Source organism: Subdoligranulum sp. APC924/74 (assembly GCF_003324125.1).
GTDB lineage: Bacteria > Bacillota > Clostridia > Oscillospirales > Ruminococcaceae > Gemmiger > Gemmiger qucibialis.
Genome location: NZ_PSQF01000005.1, coordinates 74,361 through 95,482 on the forward strand (window position 1 = coordinate 74,361; position 21,122 = coordinate 95,482).

17 protein-coding genes are annotated in these 21,122 nt (G+C 54.7%); 8 read left to right on the forward strand and 9 right to left on the reverse strand.

Features of this window, described 5'->3' with window-relative positions:
* Positions 1–92 precede the first annotated feature (92 nt).
* The 7 genes from C4885_RS03275 (at position 93) to C4885_RS03305 (ending at position 6,465) form a co-directional block, all read left to right on the forward strand.
* Positions 93–410, forward strand: a complete 318-nt coding sequence (locus tag C4885_RS03275) for a DUF3847 domain-containing protein (RefSeq protein WP_008816380.1) — start codon at positions 93–95, stop codon at positions 408–410.
* A 2-nt stretch (positions 411–412) separates the two neighbouring features.
* Complete coding sequence (gene mobQ, locus C4885_RS03280; protein WP_074104019.1) at positions 413–1,885, forward strand: MobQ family relaxase; 1,473 nt, start codon at positions 413–415, stop codon at positions 1,883–1,885.
* A 47-nt stretch (positions 1,886–1,932) separates the two neighbouring features.
* Positions 1,933–2,673 carry a CHC2 zinc finger domain-containing protein gene (locus C4885_RS03285; protein ID WP_014079457.1) on the forward strand — a complete coding sequence of 247 codons (741 nt, stop codon included), beginning with the start codon at positions 1,933–1,935 and terminating at the stop codon, positions 2,671–2,673.
* Positions 2,558–3,898 (forward strand): virulence-associated E family protein, encoded by a 1,341-nt coding sequence (locus tag C4885_RS03290; RefSeq protein WP_009321442.1) that lies wholly within the window; start codon positions 2,558–2,560, stop codon positions 3,896–3,898. Before C4885_RS03285 ends, C4885_RS03290 begins: the two co-directional genes overlap by 116 nt.
* A gap of 270 nt (positions 3,899–4,168) precedes the next feature.
* Positions 4,169–4,354, forward strand: coding sequence for a hypothetical protein (locus C4885_RS03295; RefSeq protein ID WP_004849804.1), 186 nt, complete (start codon positions 4,169–4,171; stop codon positions 4,352–4,354).
* Positions 4,355–4,461: 107 nt separating this feature from the next.
* On the forward strand, positions 4,462–6,084 hold the full coding sequence (locus C4885_RS03300) for a recombinase family protein (RefSeq protein ID WP_014079459.1): 1,623 nt from the start codon (positions 4,462–4,464) through the stop codon (positions 6,082–6,084).
* Between the two features lie 51 nt (positions 6,085–6,135).
* A complete protein-coding gene (locus C4885_RS03305; protein ID WP_113998982.1) occupies positions 6,136–6,465 on the forward strand; it encodes a zinc ribbon domain-containing protein in 330 nt (109 codons plus the stop codon).
* Positions 6,466–6,733: 268 nt separating this feature from the next.
* Here the strand turns inward: C4885_RS03305 and serS are convergent, their stop codons facing one another.
* The 4 genes from serS to C4885_RS03325 all read right to left on the reverse strand — a co-directional run bounded on the left by serS (position 6,734) and on the right by C4885_RS03325 (position 11,625).
* Positions 6,734–8,041 (reverse strand): serine--tRNA ligase, encoded by a 1,308-nt coding sequence (gene serS / locus C4885_RS03310; RefSeq protein ID WP_113998983.1) that lies wholly within the window; start codon positions 8,039–8,041, stop codon positions 6,734–6,736.
* Positions 8,042–8,110: 69 nt separating this feature from the next.
* Positions 8,111–9,031: a ParB/RepB/Spo0J family partition protein gene (locus C4885_RS03315; RefSeq protein WP_113998984.1), complete on the reverse strand. Its 921-nt coding sequence runs from the start codon at positions 9,029–9,031 to the stop codon at positions 8,111–8,113.
* A 36-nt stretch (positions 9,032–9,067) separates the two neighbouring features.
* Positions 9,068–9,835, reverse strand: a complete 768-nt coding sequence (locus C4885_RS03320) for a ParA family protein (RefSeq protein ID WP_113998985.1) — start codon at positions 9,833–9,835, stop codon at positions 9,068–9,070.
* A 224-nt stretch (positions 9,836–10,059) separates the two neighbouring features.
* Positions 10,060–11,625, reverse strand: coding sequence for a PT domain-containing protein (locus C4885_RS03325; RefSeq protein WP_113998986.1), 1,566 nt, complete (start codon positions 11,623–11,625; stop codon positions 10,060–10,062).
* Positions 11,626–11,788: 163 nt separating this feature from the next.
* Here C4885_RS03325 and C4885_RS03330 point away from each other — a divergent pair, with 163 nt between their 5' ends.
* Positions 11,789–11,971: a helix-turn-helix transcriptional regulator gene (locus tag C4885_RS03330; protein WP_333559382.1), complete on the forward strand. Its 183-nt coding sequence runs from the start codon at positions 11,789–11,791 to the stop codon at positions 11,969–11,971.
* 724 nt (positions 11,972–12,695) lie between these two features.
* On the opposite strand, the gene C4885_RS03335 is transcribed toward C4885_RS03330, so the two are convergent.
* The 5 genes from C4885_RS03335 to C4885_RS03355 form a co-directional block, all read right to left on the reverse strand.
* Positions 12,696–13,616, reverse strand: a complete 921-nt coding sequence (locus tag C4885_RS03335) for a ParB/RepB/Spo0J family partition protein (RefSeq protein WP_113998987.1) — start codon at positions 13,614–13,616, stop codon at positions 12,696–12,698.
* 135 nt (positions 13,617–13,751) lie between these two features.
* Positions 13,752–14,456, reverse strand: coding sequence for a 16S rRNA (guanine(527)-N(7))-methyltransferase RsmG (gene rsmG / locus C4885_RS03340; RefSeq protein WP_113998988.1), 705 nt, complete (start codon positions 14,454–14,456; stop codon positions 13,752–13,754).
* Positions 14,457–14,671: 215 nt separating this feature from the next.
* Positions 14,672–16,558: a tRNA uridine-5-carboxymethylaminomethyl(34) synthesis enzyme MnmG gene (mnmG, locus tag C4885_RS03345; RefSeq protein WP_113998989.1), complete on the reverse strand. Its 1,887-nt coding sequence runs from the start codon at positions 16,556–16,558 to the stop codon at positions 14,672–14,674.
* Positions 16,559–16,711: 153 nt separating this feature from the next.
* Positions 16,712–18,109, reverse strand: coding sequence for a tRNA uridine-5-carboxymethylaminomethyl(34) synthesis GTPase MnmE (gene mnmE / locus C4885_RS03350; RefSeq protein WP_113998990.1), 1,398 nt, complete (start codon positions 18,107–18,109; stop codon positions 16,712–16,714).
* A 51-nt stretch (positions 18,110–18,160) separates the two neighbouring features.
* On the reverse strand, positions 18,161–21,019 hold the full coding sequence (locus tag C4885_RS03355; RefSeq protein WP_113998991.1) for a glycosyl hydrolase 115 family protein: 2,859 nt from the start codon (positions 21,017–21,019) through the stop codon (positions 18,161–18,163).
* Positions 21,020–21,122 lie beyond the last annotated feature (103 nt).

Sequence of the window (21,122 nt, forward strand, 5' to 3'; positions counted from 1 at the left end):
TTTTCCCTTTTCATCGGGTTTTATAGAAGCACTGACACACGGACTGTCTGCGGATGGTCTTTCTTTATCTTATCAGCAAAGGATGTGAGAACATGGAAAAATCTTTGGAACAGTTGAAGCAGGAATATGAAAAAACCACTGTCCTGCTGGAACAGGAAAAACGGAAAATGCAGCGTTTGAAAAACCGGCAGGCGTATCTGGAAAGCGGTTCCCGGAAACAGAGGACGCACCGGCTGATTACCCGTGGGGCAGCTATTGAGAGCATTGCACCACAGACAAAGGAGCTATCCGAAGCGGAATTTTATTCCCTCATGGAAAGCATTTTGAATCTGCCGCAGGCGGAGCATTTCATCCGGTCTGCCACAGAGAACCACGCCCGTATTTCCGGGCAGGAGAAAGGCGGTGACTAAGGATAGCACTTTATCATTTTTCAATCGCACAGATCAAGCGCAGCGCCGGTCAGAGCGCCATTGCCAGCGCAGCCTATCGAGCCGGGGAGCGTCTTTACAGCAGCTACTATGGAGAAGTCAGCGACTACACCAAAAAGGGCGGCGTGATCGCTTCGGAAATCATGCTGCCGCCCCATGCGCCGGAAATATATCTTGACCGGGCGACCCTCTGGAATGCTGTGGAGAACTGCGAGAAACATCCAAAAGCACAGCTTGCCTATTCCTTTGATATTGCCATGCAGAATGAATTGACGCTGGAAGAAAACATGGAGCTGGCGAGGAAGTTCGTACAGGAGCAGTTTGTGACAAAAGGCATGATTGCCGACCTTGCTTTTCACAGCCCGGAGAAAGAGGACGGCGGCATCCCTAACCCGCATTTTCATGTGATGACAACCATGCGCCCTTTGAACCCGGATGGCACATGGGGACAAAAACAGCGTCGGGAATATCTTCTTGATGAAGATGGAAACCGAATCCGGGATAAAAACGGCGATTATATGTTTAACGCTGTCCATACAACAGACTGGCATGAGCCGGAAACGCTGGAACACTGGCGGGAGCAGTGGGCGGCTGCCGTTAATACAAAATTTGAGGAAAAAGGGCTGGATGTGCGTATCGACCACCGTTCCTATGTGCGGCAGGGGCTTGACCTGATACCTACTGTCCACGAGGGAGCTAATGTCCGGCAGATGGAAGCAAAGGGCATCCGCACCGAGAAAGGGGAACTGAACCGCTGGATTAAAGCCACCAACCGGCTCATGCAGGATGTGAGGAAGAAGATCAAAGCCCTGTTTGTCTGGATGGCAGAGGTAAAAGAAGAACTTTCCAAACCGCAGACACCGAGCCTTGCCGACCTGTTGATCGCTTATTACAACCAGCGCAACGCAGGGGCATGGAGCAATAAAGCCAGAACCGGAAACTTAAAGCAGTTTGCCGAAGCCGTCAATTATCTGACGGAAAACAAGCTGCTCACATTAGAGGATTTGCAGGAGCGTCTTTCCTCTGTCAACGAAGAATTTGAAGCGTTAAGCGACTCCATGAAAAAGAAATCTGCCCGGATAAAGGAATTGCAGGAATTGATACGGGAGGGCGAGAATTACCAGCGGCTAAAACCTGTTCATACGGAATTGAACAATATCAAGTTTAAGAAACAGAGGGAGAAATTTGAAACATCCCACGATGCGGAGTTACGGCTGTTTTATGCCGCCCGCCGTATTTTGAAAGAAAAACTGGACGGAAAACCCATTGCCCTGAAAGCATGGAAACAGGAATACGCACAGTTAAAAACAGAGTATGCCGAACTGTCTCCGCAGCACAAGCCACTCCGGGAGGAAGTCATACGGCTACGGCAGGTGCAGAACGCCGTAGATACCGCACTGCGCCGGAGGGAGCAGCCACAGGCAGTACAGAGAAAGAAACATGAGATGGAGCTATGATATAACCGGCAGCTTTACCGCTACCAGTATTTTTATGGAGGGAGCATTTGAATGTATTTGAAGCGGTGAAACAGTCTGTTACCACCCGGCAGGCTGCTTCATTCTATGGAATCCGGGTGGGGAGAAACGGCATGGTCTGCTGTCCATTCCACAATGACCGCACGCCCAGCATGAAAGTGGACAGCCGCTTTTACTGCTTCGGCTGCGGGGCTTCCGGGGATGTGATCGACTTTGCCGCTTTGCTGCATGGATTGGGGAAACGGGAAGCTGCGGTCAGGCTTGCGGAGGACTTCGGCGTTTCCTATGAGAAATCCGGCAATGCGCCGCCAGATAGGAAGCGTCACAACAGGTCACAGCCCCGACAAAAATCAGCGGAGCAGAGATTTCAGGAAACGGAACGGTATTGTTTCCGGGTGCTATGCGATTATCTGCGCCTGCTGGAGCATTGGAAAACAGCACACGCCCCACAGCCGCAGGATGCCATCTGGCATCCTCTTTTTGTGGAAGCGTTGCAGAGGATAAGCTACACAGAATACCTTTTGGATATTTTGTTATACGGAGAAATAGAAGAAAAAGCGGCATTGATCGCCGCACAGGGAAAGGAGGTGTTGCGGCTTGAACAGCGAATTTCAGAGCTTGCCGCCGGAAACGCAGGAAGCGGTCAAAAGGACGATGGACACAATGGAACCGGCGCAGACACCGGCAGAAATCCGGGAAACATTAGAGGGGACGCAGAAAGGCGGCGTGAAGAACAGCATCCGAAACTGCCTGACGGTGTTCCAGCGTGACCCTCTGTTTCGCGGGGCGCTGCGCCTGAACCTTTTGACGGAGCAGATTGACATTGTGAAGCCGCTGGGCTGGGAGCGCACCAGTACCACGCTGACCGACATGGACATGAACTACCTGCTTTTGTATCTGGAAGAAAATTACGGGCTTACCAGCGAGAAAAAGGTGCAGAGCGCCATCAAGATTGTTGCCAATGAAAACCGCTACCATCCAGTCAGGGATTACCTGAACAGCCTGCAATGGGACGGCACAGAGCGCATCCGTTACGCCCTGCATCACTTTCTGGGAGCCGATACGGACGAATACACCTATGAAGCCTTGAAACTGTTCCTGATGGGAGCCATCCGGCGGGTATTCAGACCGGGGAGCAAGTTTGAGGTCATGCTCTGTCTGGTTGGTGGTCAGGGAGCCGGGAAATCTACCTTTTTCCGGCTGCTGGCAGGCAGGGACGAATGGTTTTCAGACGATTTGAAAAAGCTGGACGATGAAAATGTGTACCGCAAGCTGCAAGGGCATTGGATTATCGAGATGTCGGAGATGATTGCCACAGCCAACGCCAAGAGTATTGAGGAAATCAAGTCATTCTTAAGCCGCCAGAAAGAAACCTACAAAGTGCCGTATGAGACACATCCGGCAGACCGGCTGCGGCAATGTGTATTTGGAGGGACGACCAACCGGCAGGACTTTTTGCCCCGTGACCGCACCGGCAACCGGCGCTTTCTCCCCGTGACGGTGTACCCGGAACGGGCGGAGGTTCACATACTGGACGATGAAGCGGCGGCGAGGGCGTATATCGAACAGATGTGGGCGGAAGCCATGACGGTTTATCGCAGTGGGAAGTATAAGCTGTCATTCAGCATGGAAATGAACCGATACCTGAACGCCCACCAGCAGGACTTTATGCAGGAAGACACACAGGCCGGCATGATCTACGCCTATTTGGAGGACTACACCGGCGACAGGGTATGTTCCAAGCAGCTTTATGAGGAAGCGCTGGGGAACTTAAATTCCCCGGCAGACTGGGAGACACGGGCAATCTGCGAGATTATGAATACCGGCATTGCGGGCGGCATCATACAGGGCTGGGTAGCCTACAAAAGCCCGAAGCGGTATAAGAAATACGGTTCTCAAAAAGGCTGGGAGCGTGTCAACCAAGCTCCGCCGGAGGGGGACGGTTTTCAGGAAATCACGGAAGAAGAAGCCCGGCAAATGGAACTTCCATTCTGAAAAGCCACCGGTTGACAGTTTGGTTGACGCTTTGGTTGACAGCCGGTTGACGGGGAAAAGCCTGATATTTGGGGCATTTCTCTCCTTTGTCAACCATGTCAACCAAGAAATCAAAGAAAAAGTAAAAAGTAATAATAGAGCGCCTATGGATTGTTTTCAAAGTCTTTTCTGCCGGTTGACACGGTTTGGTTGACACGGAGACAGTCTGCGGCTGTACACCTGTCTGACATTCCCTTGTCGGGCATATTTCATTTATGGAGGTAACTGCCTATGGCAAAAAGCAAAAACGAGAGCAATAACAAAAACAGCGGCACCCTGCTTACCGAAAAAGACGGCACCCAGTATTTTGTCATGGGGAAAGTCCGTATCAAGGTATCGGAGCATTTCGCACAGGATGGGAAGCCGCTTGACAGCCTGCTGGAAGATGTGATCCAGCACGCTGCCGCCGCTTCCTGAAAAAATACGGAATAACGACTGTCAATCAGCCCACGCTTATGATATACTTGTACCAGCGAGTATTGTATAAGCGTGGGTTGTTTCTTTTAGAAGGAGGATTTTTAACCGTGAAACAACCATACAATACAACGATTTATAACACTGCACTATATTTGAGATTGAGCCGTGACGATGAATTACAGGGGGAAAGCGGCAGTATCCAGACCCAGCGCATGATGCTTAGACAGTATGCCGCAGAGCATGGGCTGACCGTTGTAGACGAGTACATTGACGACGGATGGAGTGGGACAAATTTCGAGCGTCCAAGTTTCCAAAGGATGATTGATGACATCGAAGACGGGAAAATCAACTGCGTTGTCACAAAGGACTTATCCCGTCTGGGAAGAAACTATATCCTGACCGGTCAGTACACGGAAATCTATTTCCCCAGCAAGGGAGTACGCTACATTGCCATCAATGACAATGTGGACACCATCAACGGAGAAAGCGAGCTTGCACCGTTCTTAAACATCCTGAATGAAATGCACGCCCGACAGACCAGCAAAAAGGTCAAGGCTGCCATGCACACAAGATTTGCCAATGGCGCACACTATGGAGCCTATGCACCGCTGGGCTATGTAAAAGACCCGGACAAAAAAGGTCATCTTCTGATCGACCCGGAAACACGCTGGATTGTAGAGAAGATTTTTGACCTTGCTGTACACGGGCGTGGAGCCGCCAGCATTACACGGATTCTGGTGGAGGAAAAAGTACCTACCCCCGGCTGGCTGAACTATGAAAGATACGGGACTTTCGCCAATATCTACGCCGGTGCGCCCGCAGAAAAAGCCTATGCGTGGACGATAGCACAGGTCAAGAGCATTTTGAAAGAGGAAACCTACATCGGTCACAGCATTCACAACAAGCAGAGCAACATTTCATTCAAGAACAAGAAAAAGGTGCGGAAGCCGCAGGAAGAATGGTATCGTGTGGAAAATACCCACGAAGCCATCATTTCTGAAGAAGTGTTCCAAAAAGTTCAGGAGCTGATTGCAAGCAGACGCAGGAAACGCAGAAACGGTACGACACAGATTTTCGCAGGATTGATAAAATGTGCAGACTGCGGATGGTCTTTAGCCTATGGGGAAAACAAGCAGAATAAGAACCCATACGGGTACTACCATTGCAGCAAGAACGGGCAGGGATTACGCCAGTGTTCCATGCACTATATCCGCTATGATGTACTGTATGCCTATGTGCTTGCAAGACTGCAATACTGGTCTATGCTGGCACAGAAAGACGAGGACAATCTGCTGAAACGCCTGCTCAATGCCAGCGACAGGGAAAGAAACTCTGCGAAGAAAAAGCAGGCTGCGGAGCTGAAAAAGGCAGAGAAGCGTAAAGCCGAGGTTGACGGGCTGTTTGCTAAAATGTATGAGGACTGGTCTGCCGGACGCATAACCGAGTATAACTTCAATATGCTGTCCGAGAAGTACCAGAACGAGCAAAAGGAGCTTGAAACAAAAATAAGACAGCTTCACGAAACGATGGAAGCCGCCGTACAGACCGCAGCGGATGCTGAAAAGTGGATTGCCCTGATGAAACAGTATGTCAACCCTGTGGAGCTGACCGCCGAACTTCTGAACACTCTAATTGAAAAAATAACCGTCCACGAAGCTGTCAAGGGCGAGGACGGAAGCCGTGAGCAGGAAGTAGAAATCTACTACCGCTTCATCGGCAAAATCGACTGACCTTTCTTTTTTACCCAACAATATCTTTAATTAAGGGAGACGGGCGAAACCGTGCCCAACACCGAAACTCTGAAACTGCTGTCCCAGCTGTTTGATGTCTCCATCAACACCCTGTTGGGCAGCCCGCGCACCATGGTCTGCCAGTGCTGCGGCATGCCGCTGGATGATTCCACCTTGAGCAAAGGGCCGGATGGTGCCTTTAACGAGGATTATTGTAAGTGGTGCTATGCCGATGGCCAGTTCGCCTATCCCACCAAAGCTTCCCTGCTGGATTATCTGATGGCACATATGCCCAACCCGGATAACGCCCCCGCCGCCGTTTGCCGCGCCCAGTTTGATACTTACCTTTCCCGGCTGAAGCACTGGAAAGAGGAAGAGTAACCGCAATAAAAACAGACACAAAACAAAATCTCAGTTGTGCAGGTAGGATACCGCACGGCTGAGATTTTTGTTTTGCAATTTTCGTTTTGTTTCGGCGGCCCAGCTTTTTGAAAAAGGCTGACCCCCAAAAGCCCCGTGCAGGGGAAAGCTCAACAGACCTGCGCCTGTTCCCTTTCCCTTCACACGGGGCTTTTTATATTTGGTCTGATTAAAGTTTTTCGCCCAGCCTTTTTTCAAAAAAGGCTGGAAAATAACTCTAAAAAGAAAATTACTTCTTCTTCGGTACCAGCACGGTCTTGCCGCCCATGTACGGCTGCAGAACAGCCGGAATGGTCACGGTGCCGTCAGCCTGCAGGTGATTCTCCAGGAAAGCAATCAGCATGCGCGGCGGGGCAACGCAGGTGTTGTTCAGGGTATGGGCCAGCTGGGTCTTGCCATTCTCATCCTTGTAGCGGATGCGCAGACGGCGTGCCTGGGCATCGCCCAGGTTGGAGCAGCTGCAAACCTCAAAGTACTTCTGCTGACGCGGGCTCCAAGCCTCAATGTCGCAGCTCTTCACCTTAAGGTCAGCCAGGTCGCCGGAGCAGCACTCCAGCTGGCGAACGGGAATCTCCATAGAGCGGAACAGCTCAACAGAGTTGTGCCACAGCTTGTCGTACCAGCTCATGCTGTCCTCCGGCTTGCAGACGACGATCATTTCCTGCTTCTCGAACTGGTGGATGCGGTAAATGCCTCGCTCCTCAATGCCGTGGGCACCCTTCTCCTTGCGGAAGCAGGGGCTGTAGCTGGTCAGGGTCAGGGGCAGCTTGGCGCCGTCCAGGGTCTGGTCAATGAAACGGCCGATCATGGTGTGCTCAGAAGTGCCGATCAGGTACAGGTCCTCACCCTCGATCTTGTACATCATGGCATCCATTTCGGGGAAGGACATAACGCCCTTCACCACATCGCCGTGCATCATGAACGGGGGGATGACATAGGTGAAGCCCTTGTCGATCATAAAATCGCGGGCGTAAGCCAGAACAGCTTCGTGCAGGCGGGCAATGTCGCCCAGCAGATAGTAGAAGCCGTTGCCGGAAACGCGGCCTGCAGCATCCAGGTCAATGCCGTCAAAGCTTTCCATGATGTCAACATGGTACGGGATGGGATAATCCGGCACAACAGGATCGCCAAAGCGCTGTACTTCCACATTGCAGCTGTCGTCCGGGCCGATGGGCACACTGGGGTCGATCATCTGCGGGATGGTGTACATGATGTCGCGGATCTTGTCCTGCAGCTCGGCTTCCTTGGTTTCCAGCTCTTTCAGGCGGTCAGCCTGTGCGGTCACCTGCTTCTTGATTTCCTCGGCTTCGGCGGCCTTGCTGGGGTCCTTTTTAGCCTGGCCCATCAGCATGCCAATCTGCTTGGAAAGCTTGTTGCGGTTGGCGCGCAGGGTGTCACCCTCGCCAATGGCGGCGCGGTACTCAGCATCCAGATTGATGACCTCGTCTACCAGCGGCAGCTTGGCATCCTGAAACTTCTTTTTAATGTTCTCCTTGACCTCGTCGGGGTGCTCACGCACAAAACGAATATCCAACATGATTCAAAATCCTTTCCTCTATTTGTAATTTTGCAAATGCCTGAAATCTAAAGTGATAAAATGAAAGAGTTATGCCTCGTCCTCACCGGACGGATCAGCCGCCTCGGCGGCCTGCTCAGGGTCATACTGTCCCAGCAGCCCGGCGAACTGCTGCAGCTGCGCATCAGAATAAAATGCAATGTGCAGCACGCCCTTGCCGCCCTTGTAGTCCACATGCACTTCACTGCCGGTGGTCTCTTTCAGGGCACCCTCCACCTCCACGGCAAGCACCGGGCGGGTAAAGGCATCCTCTTCCTTGGCGGGCTTCGGCGGCTTGGACATTTTGCGGCACAAAGCTTCGGCCTGGCGCACGCTCATGTCCTTGGCAATGATTTGGTCCGCCGCGGCGGACATCTGCTCCGGTGAGTTAAGGCTTAACAGCGCTTTGGCATGGCCCGCACTGATGTCCCCTGTCCGCACCTGATCCCGCACATACTCCGGCAGGTTCAGCAGGCGCATGGCGTTGGTAATGGCGCTGCGGCTTTTGCCCAGCCGCTTGGCGGCTTCTTCCTGCGTTAAACCATAGCGCTCAATCAGCTTTTTGCAGCCCTCAGCCACTTCAATGGGGTCCAGATCCTCACGCTGTAAGTTCTCGATCAGGGCCAGCGCAGCGGCCTGTTCATCGGTAACTTCTTTGATCAAAACCGGAACTTCATCCAGCCCGGCCATGCGCGCGGCACGCCAGCGGCGCTCACCCGCAATGATCACATAGCCCGGCCCGGTCTTTTTGGCGCGCACCGCAATGGGCTGCAGCAGGCCGTTTTCGCCAATGCTCTCTGCCAGGGCCGCCATGGCGTCCTCGTCAAAGTTCTTGCGCGGCTGGTCGGGGTCCGGCTCAATCTCCCGCACAGGCAGGCGGGTCAGATCCGGGCTAGCATCTTCGGTCATGGGCAGGTCTTCAAACAGGCTGTCCAGCCCTTTGCCAAGGCCGCCCAATTTGCGTTTTGCCATTCACACACTTCCCTTTCCCAAACAGGAAAACCAGGGTCATTCCCGCTCGTTATTTTCCAAAAATTCACGCGCCATGGCCATATAGGCTTCGCTGCCCTTGCCGTTCGGCTCGTAAAAATTGATGGGCATACCAAAACTGGGCGCTTCCGAAAGGCGCACGGTGCGTGGCACAACGGTTTTGTAAACCTTGTTGCCATAGTACTTTTTGACCTGTGCAACCACCTGCATGGTCAGGTTGAACCGGCCGGAGTACATGGTGAACACCACGCCCTCAATGTCCAGGTAATGGTTGTATTTTTTGCGCACGATCTTTAAGGTATTCATCAGCTCCGAAAGCCCCTCCAGCGCATAATACTCGCACTGAATGGGGATCAGCACCGTATCGCAGGCGCAAAGACCGTTGACGGTCAGCAGATCCAGCGAGGGCGGGCAGTCAATGAACACATAATCGTACAAAGGAATCAGCGGTGCCAGGATGCTGCGCAGGCGGTTTTCGCGCCGGGGCAGCTCCACCAGCTCCACCACAGCACCGGCCAGCTGCGTGTTGGAAGCAATCAGGTCTGCGTTGAACTTAGTGTGAACGATGGCCTGCCGAACGTCATCATCGTTGATCAGGCAGGTGTAAATGTTGGATTGCTGGCCTTTTTTTGCAACGCCGTAACCCGAGGTGGTATTGCCCTGCGGGTCAAGGTCAACCACGAGAACCTTTTTGCCCAGCGCAGCCACGCAGGAAGAAAGGTTGACGCAGGTGGTCGTTTTGCCAACGCCGCCCTTTTGGTTTGCGATTGCAATTACTTTTGCCATTTTACCCTCCATGTATCGTTTGGAACCGCTAAGAACTTATTTATTATAACACAGCAGCCCCTTTTGTGGAAGTCCTAACCCCCAAAAACACAAAAAATCCCCCCGGGAATGTTCCACGTGGAACATTCCCGGGGGAAAATTACCGGGAACGATTCATTTTTGTGCGGTTTATGTGAATGGGATGGATAAAGGAAAAAATGGTTACCCTGTTTTTGTGGCGTTGCTTAAATAATAAGTGCGCCGTCATTCAAAGAGTATACATGATAGAGAAAATCCTCATTGCTGTCATCATAGCAGCAAATGATAAGATAGTTACCACTAAAGAAAATGTCATCAACTCTGTAGCCGTCCGATTCAGAGATATCAAATGTATCCAGTTCCGTTCCGTTTTCAACGCTGTAAATCCGGAAAGATTTGCCGGGAGAACAGATTGCAAGTACAGAACCGTTTTGTGCGACAACTTGTGGAGAATCCGGAATAAGGACAGGAGCGAATGTACTGCCATCGGCAAGATCCAACAGGGTGAAATAAGTTTTCCCATCGGCACCCTTTAGGGTAAGCAAAAATTTATTATCCAAAAGGTTTACAGATTCAAGAGCATCCATATAGTTTTGAGGAATGTCAATTTCATCTCCAGCCGCAGTAAAGTAAGTTTTCGTTGAATCGCGGAGCATCATATCAGGGTAAATGGTGCGGCAGAAGTAGCCAAGACCGGAAGAATCAGAACCTAAAAATGAAATTTTACTATTCGATACTTCATTTGCGAGAGTATCTTGCCAGGTGTTGATGGCGGTACAGTCAAGTGCGTCAGAAGGAAAGGCACTCCAAGGAAGAAGATAGGTGCTCTCACTTGCAGGATTAAAAGCTCTTCCTCCAACAATAAAGCAGGAAGAATTATAGGGGTCAAGACAAGAAAAGTAAGTACCATAGTTTTGTAGATAAGGAAACTCAGAAAAGGACATATAATTACTAGTGTAAGTATCATGTTCAAAAAAGTTGCAGGTGATACCGTTAATACCGTAGTTAAAGACCATCTTGAGAACACGATTCTCACCAAGATCATCATCAGGACCAAAAGATATTTTCCACATTAAACCGCCGGAGAAAGTCCATACGATGCCATCGTCATCAAAGTCCATGAAATCAGCAAGATTGTGGGAACTATCGGTGCAGTCATACAAAAACTGACCATCCTGGTCCAATACGCACATGGATGCTGATTTCCCGTCAAAACCCGTTTTGGCACGGATGGACAGAATGAGATGAGAATTGATCGGATACAGCCGTTCATACCCCAGAGATTCATCCGGCTGATAAATCACATTGCCGTTTTCATCAAGAATAACCCCGGCAAAACCGGCGGTGGAAAGCTCCATGGTTCGCCCGGTGTAGACGCATTCGCCGGAAACATTTTCGTCTGTTGCAGCAATCAGGTGCCCATCGGCCAAAGGATATAGCGCGGTGTACCCATCCATTAAAACGGTGTTGCCGCCGCCATCGATAATGCCGCAAATTTTGTTACCGGAAGTATCAAGCCCGTTGATAACGTGCTTTCCATCCTGCCATTCCCTGCTGAAACCGGTTACTTTGCTGAACAACTGGCTGGCGGGCTGCCCGGCTGGTTGTTGGGTGGGTTCTGGCGTGGGTGCTTCGGTCGGTGCCGCTGTGGGGGAAGTAGTTTTGGTTGAGACGGCAGAAGAAACCGCAGAGGAATCCGCCGATTTGCCGCAGCTGCACAACAGGGATGCAAAAATTACGGATGATAAAAGAATCGCAGTTGCTTTTTTCATGATTACCTCCTTTATAAAAGCTGAACGTCTTGATATCTGGATTATACCCCGTATATGGGGAATAGTCAAGAATCAATTCCATAATATAATAAAAGATAAAAGTGGATTGCACCAAGTAAAGGAAAATGTAGCCATGATATCTTACGCACCGCTGTGGCGGACAATGAAGCAGCGTGGTGTTTCAACATATGCCTTAATTTCGCAGTATGGGTTCAGCCGGGGCACATTAGACAGACTGAAACAGACACGAAATGTAACAACGAATACACTGGATGATTTGTGCCGGATATTGGATTGTGAAATTTGGGATGTAATCGAATATATACCAGATACCAAAAAAGACTGACTGTTCACATCGGAACAGCCAGTCTTTTTCTATTTTAACGCTTCTTGTATGGGAACCTCAAACCTCAGCTAAATCTATTTTGTCGGTAAGATTGATTGTGCATAAAAACAGTTTGTAGGGGACGATGCTTGCATCGTCCCGCATGGCGGGCTTTGTGTAATATTTCATTCTGCTATATGGTATGAGACGGCGGGCGCACAATGTGCGCCCCTACGGGTGGGATGCATGGTAAAATGTTGATTGCCTATTATAAAATGCACTGTAGAGAACGGTCTCGACCGTTCCGAGGCCTTGCGATATATGCCATTACTAAATTAGCCGCAAAGTTTCAATAAATGATGGCTCCCCTAGAGGGGAGCTGGACGCGGAGAGGCCTGAGGGGTGGTTCCACAGGTAGTGCCCCAAAATTCATGGTGCAAATCCCCCACCGGCGGCCAGAGGGCTCTGCGCCCGCAGGCGCGTTTCGGAGGCCAACCGGGGCAACGCCACGGCTCTTAGGCCGGAGATGGCCGCCCTACCGCGTAATTGTCCGCAAACGTCGAATGATATATACGCCCGTCCGCGGGACGTCGAGGACGCCGTCAACTACAAAAATCAGGGAAAAGGTTGGCACAAAATTTGCAGGCGAGGTAAGCCATAGTACCGGCGGGGTCAAGTGCCCCCACCCTACCTCCAATTCCTCATTTCTAATTCCTAATTTCGCATTCGCCCAAACTCCTCCCTCCTAACTCCTAACTAACTCATCCACTTCCCCAAGGCTGCTTCCTTCCCCGCTCGGCATCTCTGGCTCATGGCACGCCGGCAGCGTGTTGGGCACGGGCAGCGGTGCAGGGGTAGCGGTGGGGATGCGTACCGTGTATTCCAAAAATCCATCCGCTTGCTCACAGCTGGTCACGGCGGGAATGCCCCGCTGGGTCATCAGGTCAACCGCGTGCTGTAAGGTGTTTACAAACAGCCGCACATCCCCCACCATCGGCACCGTGCTGCGGCAGGGGCCGGGGGTGTCTTTGGGGGCAGCCAGCATGGCGTCCACCAGACGGTCGGCTTCCCGCACACTCAGCTTGTCCCGTGCGATCTTTTCCAGCGCGGCGGTGCGGCGGCTTTCCGGCAGGCGCAGTACAGCGCGGGCGTGGCGCTCGGTCAGACCGGCAGCGGTGCAGAGCTGCTGCTGGGCGGTGGTCAGGGTAAGTAAGCGCAGCTTGTTGGCCAGCGCGGGCTGGCTTAACCCCAGGCGGCGTGCAGCTTCGGCCTGGGTGCAGTTCCAAAGCCGGATCACCTCCCGGATGCCCCTTGCCGCATCAAAGGCATCCAGTTGGGCGCGCTGTAAATTTTCCAGCAGCCCCAGCGCAGCGGTTTCGCTGTCGTCAAAGTCCTGAATGATGGCCGGGATGCGTTCCAGCTTCGCCAGGCGGCAGGCCCGCAGCCGCCGCTCCCCTGCCACAAGCTGGTACTTGTGGTAGCCTGTCTTGCGCACGCTGATGGGCTGCAGTAGCCCGTTCTGTAAAATGCTGACAGCCAGCGCCGCAATCTCGGTTTCATCAAAGGCGGTGCGCGCCTGGAACGGCGATGGCTCGATCTGCTCCACCGGCAGTAAAACAATTTTGCCGGGTTTCTGATTGGCGGCTTTTTTATCCGGTTTGGACATATGGCTTCTCCCTCCCCCGCACAGGCAATAAAAAAGCCTGTGCTTGCCTTTTATCAAAAGCATAGCACAGGCCAAACCGGTTAGAAAGAAAATTCGTTCGCCGCAATTCGAGGTAAAACCCGGAGTTTTGTTAAATTAAAGAGGCTTTTTTGCAATTTTTCCGCCGTTGCGGGGGTAAGCTGTCGGCGTTTGCGAAATCTTTTTGCAAACTACCAGCCGCCGCTCGCTGCCGTCCGGCAGGGTGAACGCGCGGGTATCGCCGTAGGCACCGCCCAGCTTTTTCAGGGCGGCAGCGGAACCGCCCAACTCAGCATCCGCATCAGGGCCTTTCATTGCAATGAACACCCCGCCAACCCGCACAAGCGGCAGGCAGTATTCGCACAGCACCGGCAGGGCGGCTACCGCACGGGCGCTGGCGACATCAAACTGTTCACGCCAGATTTTGCGGGCGGCTTCCTCTGCGCGCTCCTTGGCGAACTCTACCCCCGTCAGGCCAAGTTCCCCGCACAGGTACTTCAAAAAGTCCACCCGCTTGCCGGTGGGCTCCATCAGGGTCAGCTGCAAATCCGGCTTGAAAATTTTTGCCACCACACCGGGGAACCCTGCCCCGGTGCCAACGTCCACCAGTTTGCCGGTTACTTCCGGCTGGGCGGCAAACAGCAGGCTGTCCGCAAAGTGGCGGTCCTCAATGCCCTCCGGGCTGGTGATGGCCGTCAGGTTCACCTTCTGGTTGTAATCCACCAGAATTTCCGCATAGCGGTCCAGCAGGTCCAGCTGGGCACCGCTCAGCACAATGTTCCACGTGGAACATTTTTGTGCAAGGCGTTCTTTATCGATCATATAAGCTCCTTTATAAAAATAATAAATAATAATGAATAAAGAACAATGTCGGTGCGCCGCCCGCTGCGGCGCAAATAAAATAGGTTGGCTGCGATGGAGCGACCATGATTTTTTCCGGAACAGCTGACTTAATTAAAATGTGATGCCGTGGGCATCACACAACAATTATTCATTATTCTCTATTCTTTTTTAATTTAAAATGAGTATCCCGCCCCTTATTCTGCCGCAGTCTTCCCTGCTTTCATCAGGGCAATGCTCAGCTGGGCCAGGTCGCTGGGGCTTACACCAGGAATGCGTCCGGCCTGTGCCAGCGTGCGGGGGCGAATCTTCGCCAGCTTTTCGCGGGCTTCCAGCGTCACGGTTTCCAGCGGGGCGTAATCAAAGTCATCGGGGATCACCACATTTTCGTGGCGCTGTACCTCGTGGATAGCGCGCTGCTCACGGGCAATATAACCGGCATAGCGGATCTCGGTTTCAATGCGCAAGGCCATGGCAGCACTCACATCCTGCCCGCGGCCAATCACCTTGGCCAGCAGCTCATAGTGTACGCCGGGCCGCTTGAGCAGCTCCGCCGCCGTGCCGCCGGATTCACCCAGCGTTTCCAGCACTTCCGGCGGGGCAACGGTGCGCAGCTCCGCCAGCGGTACTTTGGTGGTTTCCAGCCGGTGCAGCTCGGCCTTTTTCACTTCCATATCATGGGTGAACGCCGCCCAGCGGGTGTCGTCCACAAGGCCGTATTCCCGGCCAATGGGGGTTAGGCGCTCATCGGCGTTGTCCTGCCGCAGGCTCAGGCGGTACTCGCTGCGGCTGGTCATCATGCGGTAGGGGTCCATCACGCCCTTGGTTACTAGGTCGTCCACCAGCGTGCCAAGATAGGAAGTATGCCGTGCCAGCACCAGCTCGCTCTTGCCCAGAGCCTGGCGGGCGGCGTTCAGGCCGGCCAGCAGGCCCTGCGCGGCGGCTTCCTCATAGCCGGAAGTTCCGTTGAACTGCCCTGCCCCGTACATGCCGCCGATCACCTTGCTTTCCAGCGTGGGCAGCATGCTGGTGGGGTCCACACAGTCATACTCGATGGCATAAGCCGGGCGCATGATCTCCAGGTTCTCAAACCCCTTGATGGTGCGGTACATGGCATTCTGCACGGCTTCCGGCAGGGAGGAGCTCATCCCCTGCAGGTACATCTCCTCGGTGTCCTCGCCGCAGGGCTCCACAAACACCGGGTGGCGTTCCTTGCCCTTAAAGCGCACCACCTTATCTTCAATCGAAGGGCAGTATCGCGGGCCGACACCCTGAATGTCCCCGCCGTACAGCGGCGAGCGGCTCAGATTGTCCAGGATGACCTTGTGGGTCTCCGGGTTGGTGTAAGCAATGTAGCAGTCCACCTTGTTGTGCATCGGCTTGTGGGTCATAAAGCTGAACGGCTGCAGCAGCTCGTCCGGGTCGCCGGGCTGGCAGTCCAATTTGCTGAAGTCAATGCTGCGGCGGTGTACGCGGGCCGGGGTGCCGGTCTTGAAGCGGCGCAGCGGCACACCGTGGGCCGTCAGATCCTTGGTCAGCGCGGTGGCCGCATGGGTGCCGTCCGGGCCGCCGTCATAGTGGGCTTCGCCCACAAAAATGCGCCCGCCCAGCGCTGTGCCGGTGGCAATCACCACGCACTTGCAGCTGTAATAGCCGCCCAGCGCCGTTACCACCCCGCACACATGGCCGTTCTGCACATCCAGCCGCACGATCTCCGCCTGGTGAATCTCCAGGTTGGGGGTCAGTTCCAGCGCGTGCTTCATCCACATGTGGTAGCGCTTGCGGTCAGTCTGTACGCGCAGGCTGTGTACCGCGGGGCCTTTGCCGCGGTTCAGCATCCGGCTCTGCAAAAAGGTGGCATCCGCTGCAATGCCCATCAAACCGCCCAGCGCATCGATCTCCCGCACCAGATGCCCCTTGGCTGTGCCGCCAATGGACGGGTTGCAGGGCATGTTGCCGATAAAATCCAATGTCAACGTAAAGATCGCCGTCTTGGCGCCAAGCATGGCTGCCGCATGGGCGGCTTCAATTCCGGCGTGTCCGGCACCCACCACGACCACATCATAATTTCCCAAAAAATCCATAATCTCTATGCCTCAAATCAAAACTCTTTGATGGAAGAAATTTTCGTCACTTCATTGTATCACAGCCGCGCCCGGAACACAATAAAAGAGCGCCTGCCCCCGCAGAAAATAGCGGGTAAACAGGCGCTCTTGAAACGCAGAAGAACAGGTGGGTTATTTGCCCACACAGAAGGTAGAAAACACTTCGTCAATGGTAGCTTCGGTGGCGTCCTCACCGGTCAGGCGGGCAAGGGCACGCTGCGCATCGCTGATGCACACCCCGGCAGCATCCAGCCCAAAGCCGTCCTCCTGGCTGTTCAGGGCTTCGGCAAGGGCATCGCGGGCTTCCTTGGCGGCGCTCAGCTGGCGGGCGCTGCACAGCGCGGCAGCGTTGGGGTCCAGGTTGGCGGTGCCCAGCAGTTGGGCGACCGCCTGACACAAAGGCTGCAGGCTGGCGGCGTCCCGCGCGGTCAGCGGAATGATGGCCTTGAAGTAAGGCACTAACTGCTGCTGTGCGGCAGTGAATGCTTCCCCCTGCCCGGCCAGATCCTGCTTGTTCAGGATGGCCAGCGCAGGGCGGCCCTGGCAGCGGCGTGCAATTTCCAGGTCTTCCTCATTCAGCGGGGCGGCCAGGTCGAACACGGCCAGCACCAGCCCGGCTTCCTCCAGCTTTTTCCAGCTGCGGCGGATGCCCTCGGCTTCCACAGCATCGCCGTGTTCCCCCACATCCCGCACACCGGCGGTGTCAAACAGGTTCAGCCGGATGCCGGTATCCCCCAGCATCACGGCCTGCTCCAGCACATCGCGGGTGGTGCCCGCAATGGGGGTCACAATGGCGCGGTCAAACCCGGCCAGCAGGTTCAGCAGGGTGCTTTTGCCCACATTGGGGCGGCCCAGCAGCACACAGTCCACCCCGCGGCGCAAAACCGCCCCGGCCCCGTACCCGGCAATCAGCTGGTCCAGCGTGTTCTTCTGCTCGCTCAGTGTGGCGATCAGCTCTGCCTGCGATACCTCCGGCACATCCTCCTCCGGGTAGTCAATCCAGGCGGTCAGGTGGGCAGCCAGCGTTTGCAAAGCGGCCTGGATGCCCGCAATGCGCTGTGCCAGCGCGCCGTCCAAAGCGGACTTTGCCAGCGCTGCCCCCTGCCGCCCTTCGGCGGAGATGATCTCCATCACGGCTTCGGCCTGGGTCAGGCTCATGCGGCCGTTTTCCAGTGCGCGGCGGGTAAACTCGCCGGGGCCGGCGGGCGCAGCACCGGCCAGGTACAGCGCTTCCAGCAGGCCCTGGGCCATGGCGTTGCCGCCGTGGACTGAAAGCTCGATCACATCCTCACCAGTGTAGCTGTGTGGCGCGCGGAAAAACAGGGCGATGGTCTCATCCATCTCCTCACCCCGCAGATGGTAATGCCCCAGCATGGCGGTGTAGCCTTTGGCATCCGCAACCCGTTTTGCCGGGTTGCGCGGGGTGAAGATCTCCCCCACCACCGCATACGCTTCCGGTCCGGATACCCGAACGACCGCAATGCCGCCTGCCCCCGGTGGGGTGGCAAGGGCGCAAATAGTAGAACTCATATCAATACCTCGAACTTATCTGTTGTTGGCTTTATGCCGGCCTTGGCTGCGTCAGCAGCGGTAACTCTCCCGCGGGCCAAGGTAGGATTCCGGCAGGGTGGTGCCGTCCGGCCAAAGCACGATCTTTTCCAGAATGATGGCTGGGCTGACCGCATAAAAGCGCAGTGTGTTGACCCCCGCATGGCACAGGATGACGGCCTCGGTCAGCTTTACATTGGCAAAGCCCTCGGCGTACCACTGTTCGCTGCCAAAGAACGGTCGGTTCTCCTCGTGCACGGTGTTTACAACCTGCACCGCTCCGCCATTGACCGAATAACCGATATACTGCTTTGGCTCAAAGGTGACCGGTGTGGTGGCGGACATATGGAACTGTACGTGATAGTTTCCATCTTTTGCCGCAGCAAACGCATATTCCAGATAGGGGCGCTCTTCACTGTTTTCAAAGTTGGCGGTAGCCGGGAACACTTTCAGCGCGGTGCCCAGGCGGCCATACGGCTTGAGCAGCGCAAAACCGCCGCCGGGAACATCCCGCTTGGCAGTGTAGTGCTGTGCTTCCATGGCAATGCAACCGTTGGCTTCCACAAAAGTTCCTTTGGGGTAACTGACCGGCGTATTGTCCACTTCCACAATGATGTTGGCCGCACCGGTCCCCTCCTGGATATGCTCATTCACCACAGCGAACTGTCCAGCCGCTTTGCCGGTGATCTGGCTGCGGTCAATCGTCAGGGTCACGCGCTGATTTTCGGCCACGGTGCCGCCGGTGCAGCTGAACTGCATCCAGGGGCAGTCGGTCTCAATGTGCCAGCTGATGGGGCACTTGCTGCCGCAGGCAACGTCAAACGCAACCTGGCTGACATCCGGCCGCAAAAAGTCCTGCCATACCTGCGGCTTGCGGCCATTCCACCAAAAGCCGGTGGCATACTCGGTATCTTCCACGCGGGATACGATCATCCGCGGCCGGTTGGCCGGGGTGATGTACATCCGGATGGGCAGCTTGTTGTCCTCGTCGTTCCAGTACACAAAGCCGATGTGCTCCGATAACCCGAACCCGTAATACTTGCCGCCGTCCACGGTGTGGTATTCGTTCACCAGCGCTTCGTCTGCTTCAATGCAGGCCTGCACTTCATCGGCCAGCCGGTTGGCGGCAACGCGGTTCTGTTTGGCGTACAGATGGTTGCGCCCGGTCAGGATCCACATCTTCATCAAATTGGCCGTGCCGCACGCCGGGAAGTAGATCAGCGAGATAAAAGCGCTCAGGTCCTCCTGCGGGCAGGCGGTTTTCAGCGCATCACATTCGGTAAGGATATGCTCAGAAATTTGCAGCACTTCCTCCGCCTCGCCGTAATGGGTCGGGTGGTAGGTGTTCTCCCCCATCTTCTCGTGCTTTCTGCGGGCCAGCAGGCGGGTGTAGTCGGTGATGATGCCCTCAATGCGGGGCAGGTCCGCCGGTGCAAAAGCCGCGCCAAAGTTGCGGCGCACCCACTGTGCGGTGTACTGGGTGGTAATGGCAGCATCCTGCCCGCCCCAGGCGTCAATATCATAAGCCAGGTCCAGGAAGTAGGAAAGCCCGAACTCCTGCGTGCCAATATCACCGATGTTCGTTACCCAGATCTCCCGCACGCCGTATTCGTAAGCGGCGGTCATCTCCTCCCACACTTTGGGCAGGTAGGTGGCACCCACCCATTCAAATGAGTGGGGCCCGCCGTGCATGTCCATGTGGTAGTACATGCCGTACCCGCCGGGGTGGCTGCGCATTTCCGGGCTTGGCAGCGTGCGGGTGGAGCCGTGGTTGTTGTCGCTCAGCATCAGGGTCACGCCGTCCAGTTCCGGATCACCGATTAGGCCTGGCGTTTCCTTGCTGCCGTAAAAGAACTCTTCGGTTTCTGAGAAGAAAACGATCTGCCGCGGCACCTGCCTGACATCCGGGTTAATAATCTCCCGGATCAGCTGGTTCTGGGTTTTCAGCACATTGCGGATCAGTTGAATGTTCTCTTCCAGCGTGGCGTGCTGCATAATGGCAGTGTCATTTTCGCCGCGCATGCCAAGAGTGATGACGTTCTCAAAATCTTTGTTGCGGGTCAGGCCGTCGCGCCAAAAGCGGGTAATGCCTTCTGGGTTGGCAATGTAATCCCAGGCATCGCCGTAAATGGAATCCCTGCCCCGCACCATGCTGTATTCCTGCCCGCTGCGCATACAGGGTTCGTGGTGGGAGGTGCTCATCACCACACCCAGTTCGTCCGCCAGTACGGCGCTTTCCAGCCCAGGGCCGTCCAGGCTGAAATTGGAATTCCACATGGCAGGCCACAGGTAGTTGCCTTTCATGCGCAGCAGCAGCTCAAATACCGGCGCATAGCAGGCGGCGTTCATGCTGCCAAAATGGGTCTTGGCCCAGTTGCCAAAGGCGGGCCATTCATCGTTGATAAAAAAGCCGCGGTACTTGACGGACGGCACCCTGGATACCATGTTCACCCGATCATCCAATACCACAGTGTCCTGGTGCCGCGGCAGGACATGGTTCCAGTTGACCAGCGGGGAAACGCCGATCAGCTCCGAAAGATGGAACAGCCCGTAAATGGTGCCGCGCTTGTCGCTCCCCGCAATCACCAGCGCGGCGCCAATGCCCGCCAGGGGGGTCTCAATGACCTGGAAGCTGTAGCATTCCCATTTGCCCCGGATGGCATTCAGGTCAAGTTTGCCCGCGGCTTCCAGCGCATCCAGCATGGGGCTGTGCCCGATGGTACCGTACAGCACGGCACAGCCACTCCCCTGCCCGGCGGTAATTCCGGCGGGCAGAATGCCTGTCACCAGTTCAATATCCTGCTTTACCATTCCGGCAACTCGTTTTACACCGGGCAGGGCCTGCGCTTCCTCATAAAAAGCAAGCCCTTTGCCGATCGTGATCTGCGGCATAGTTGGTTTCCCTCCTGCTTTTATCAAAGGCAATACCGCATAATTCTAAGTGCCGATACGGCGAGCGAGGTGCGGCAGCTGCTAAGCCAAAAGCGCAGATAAT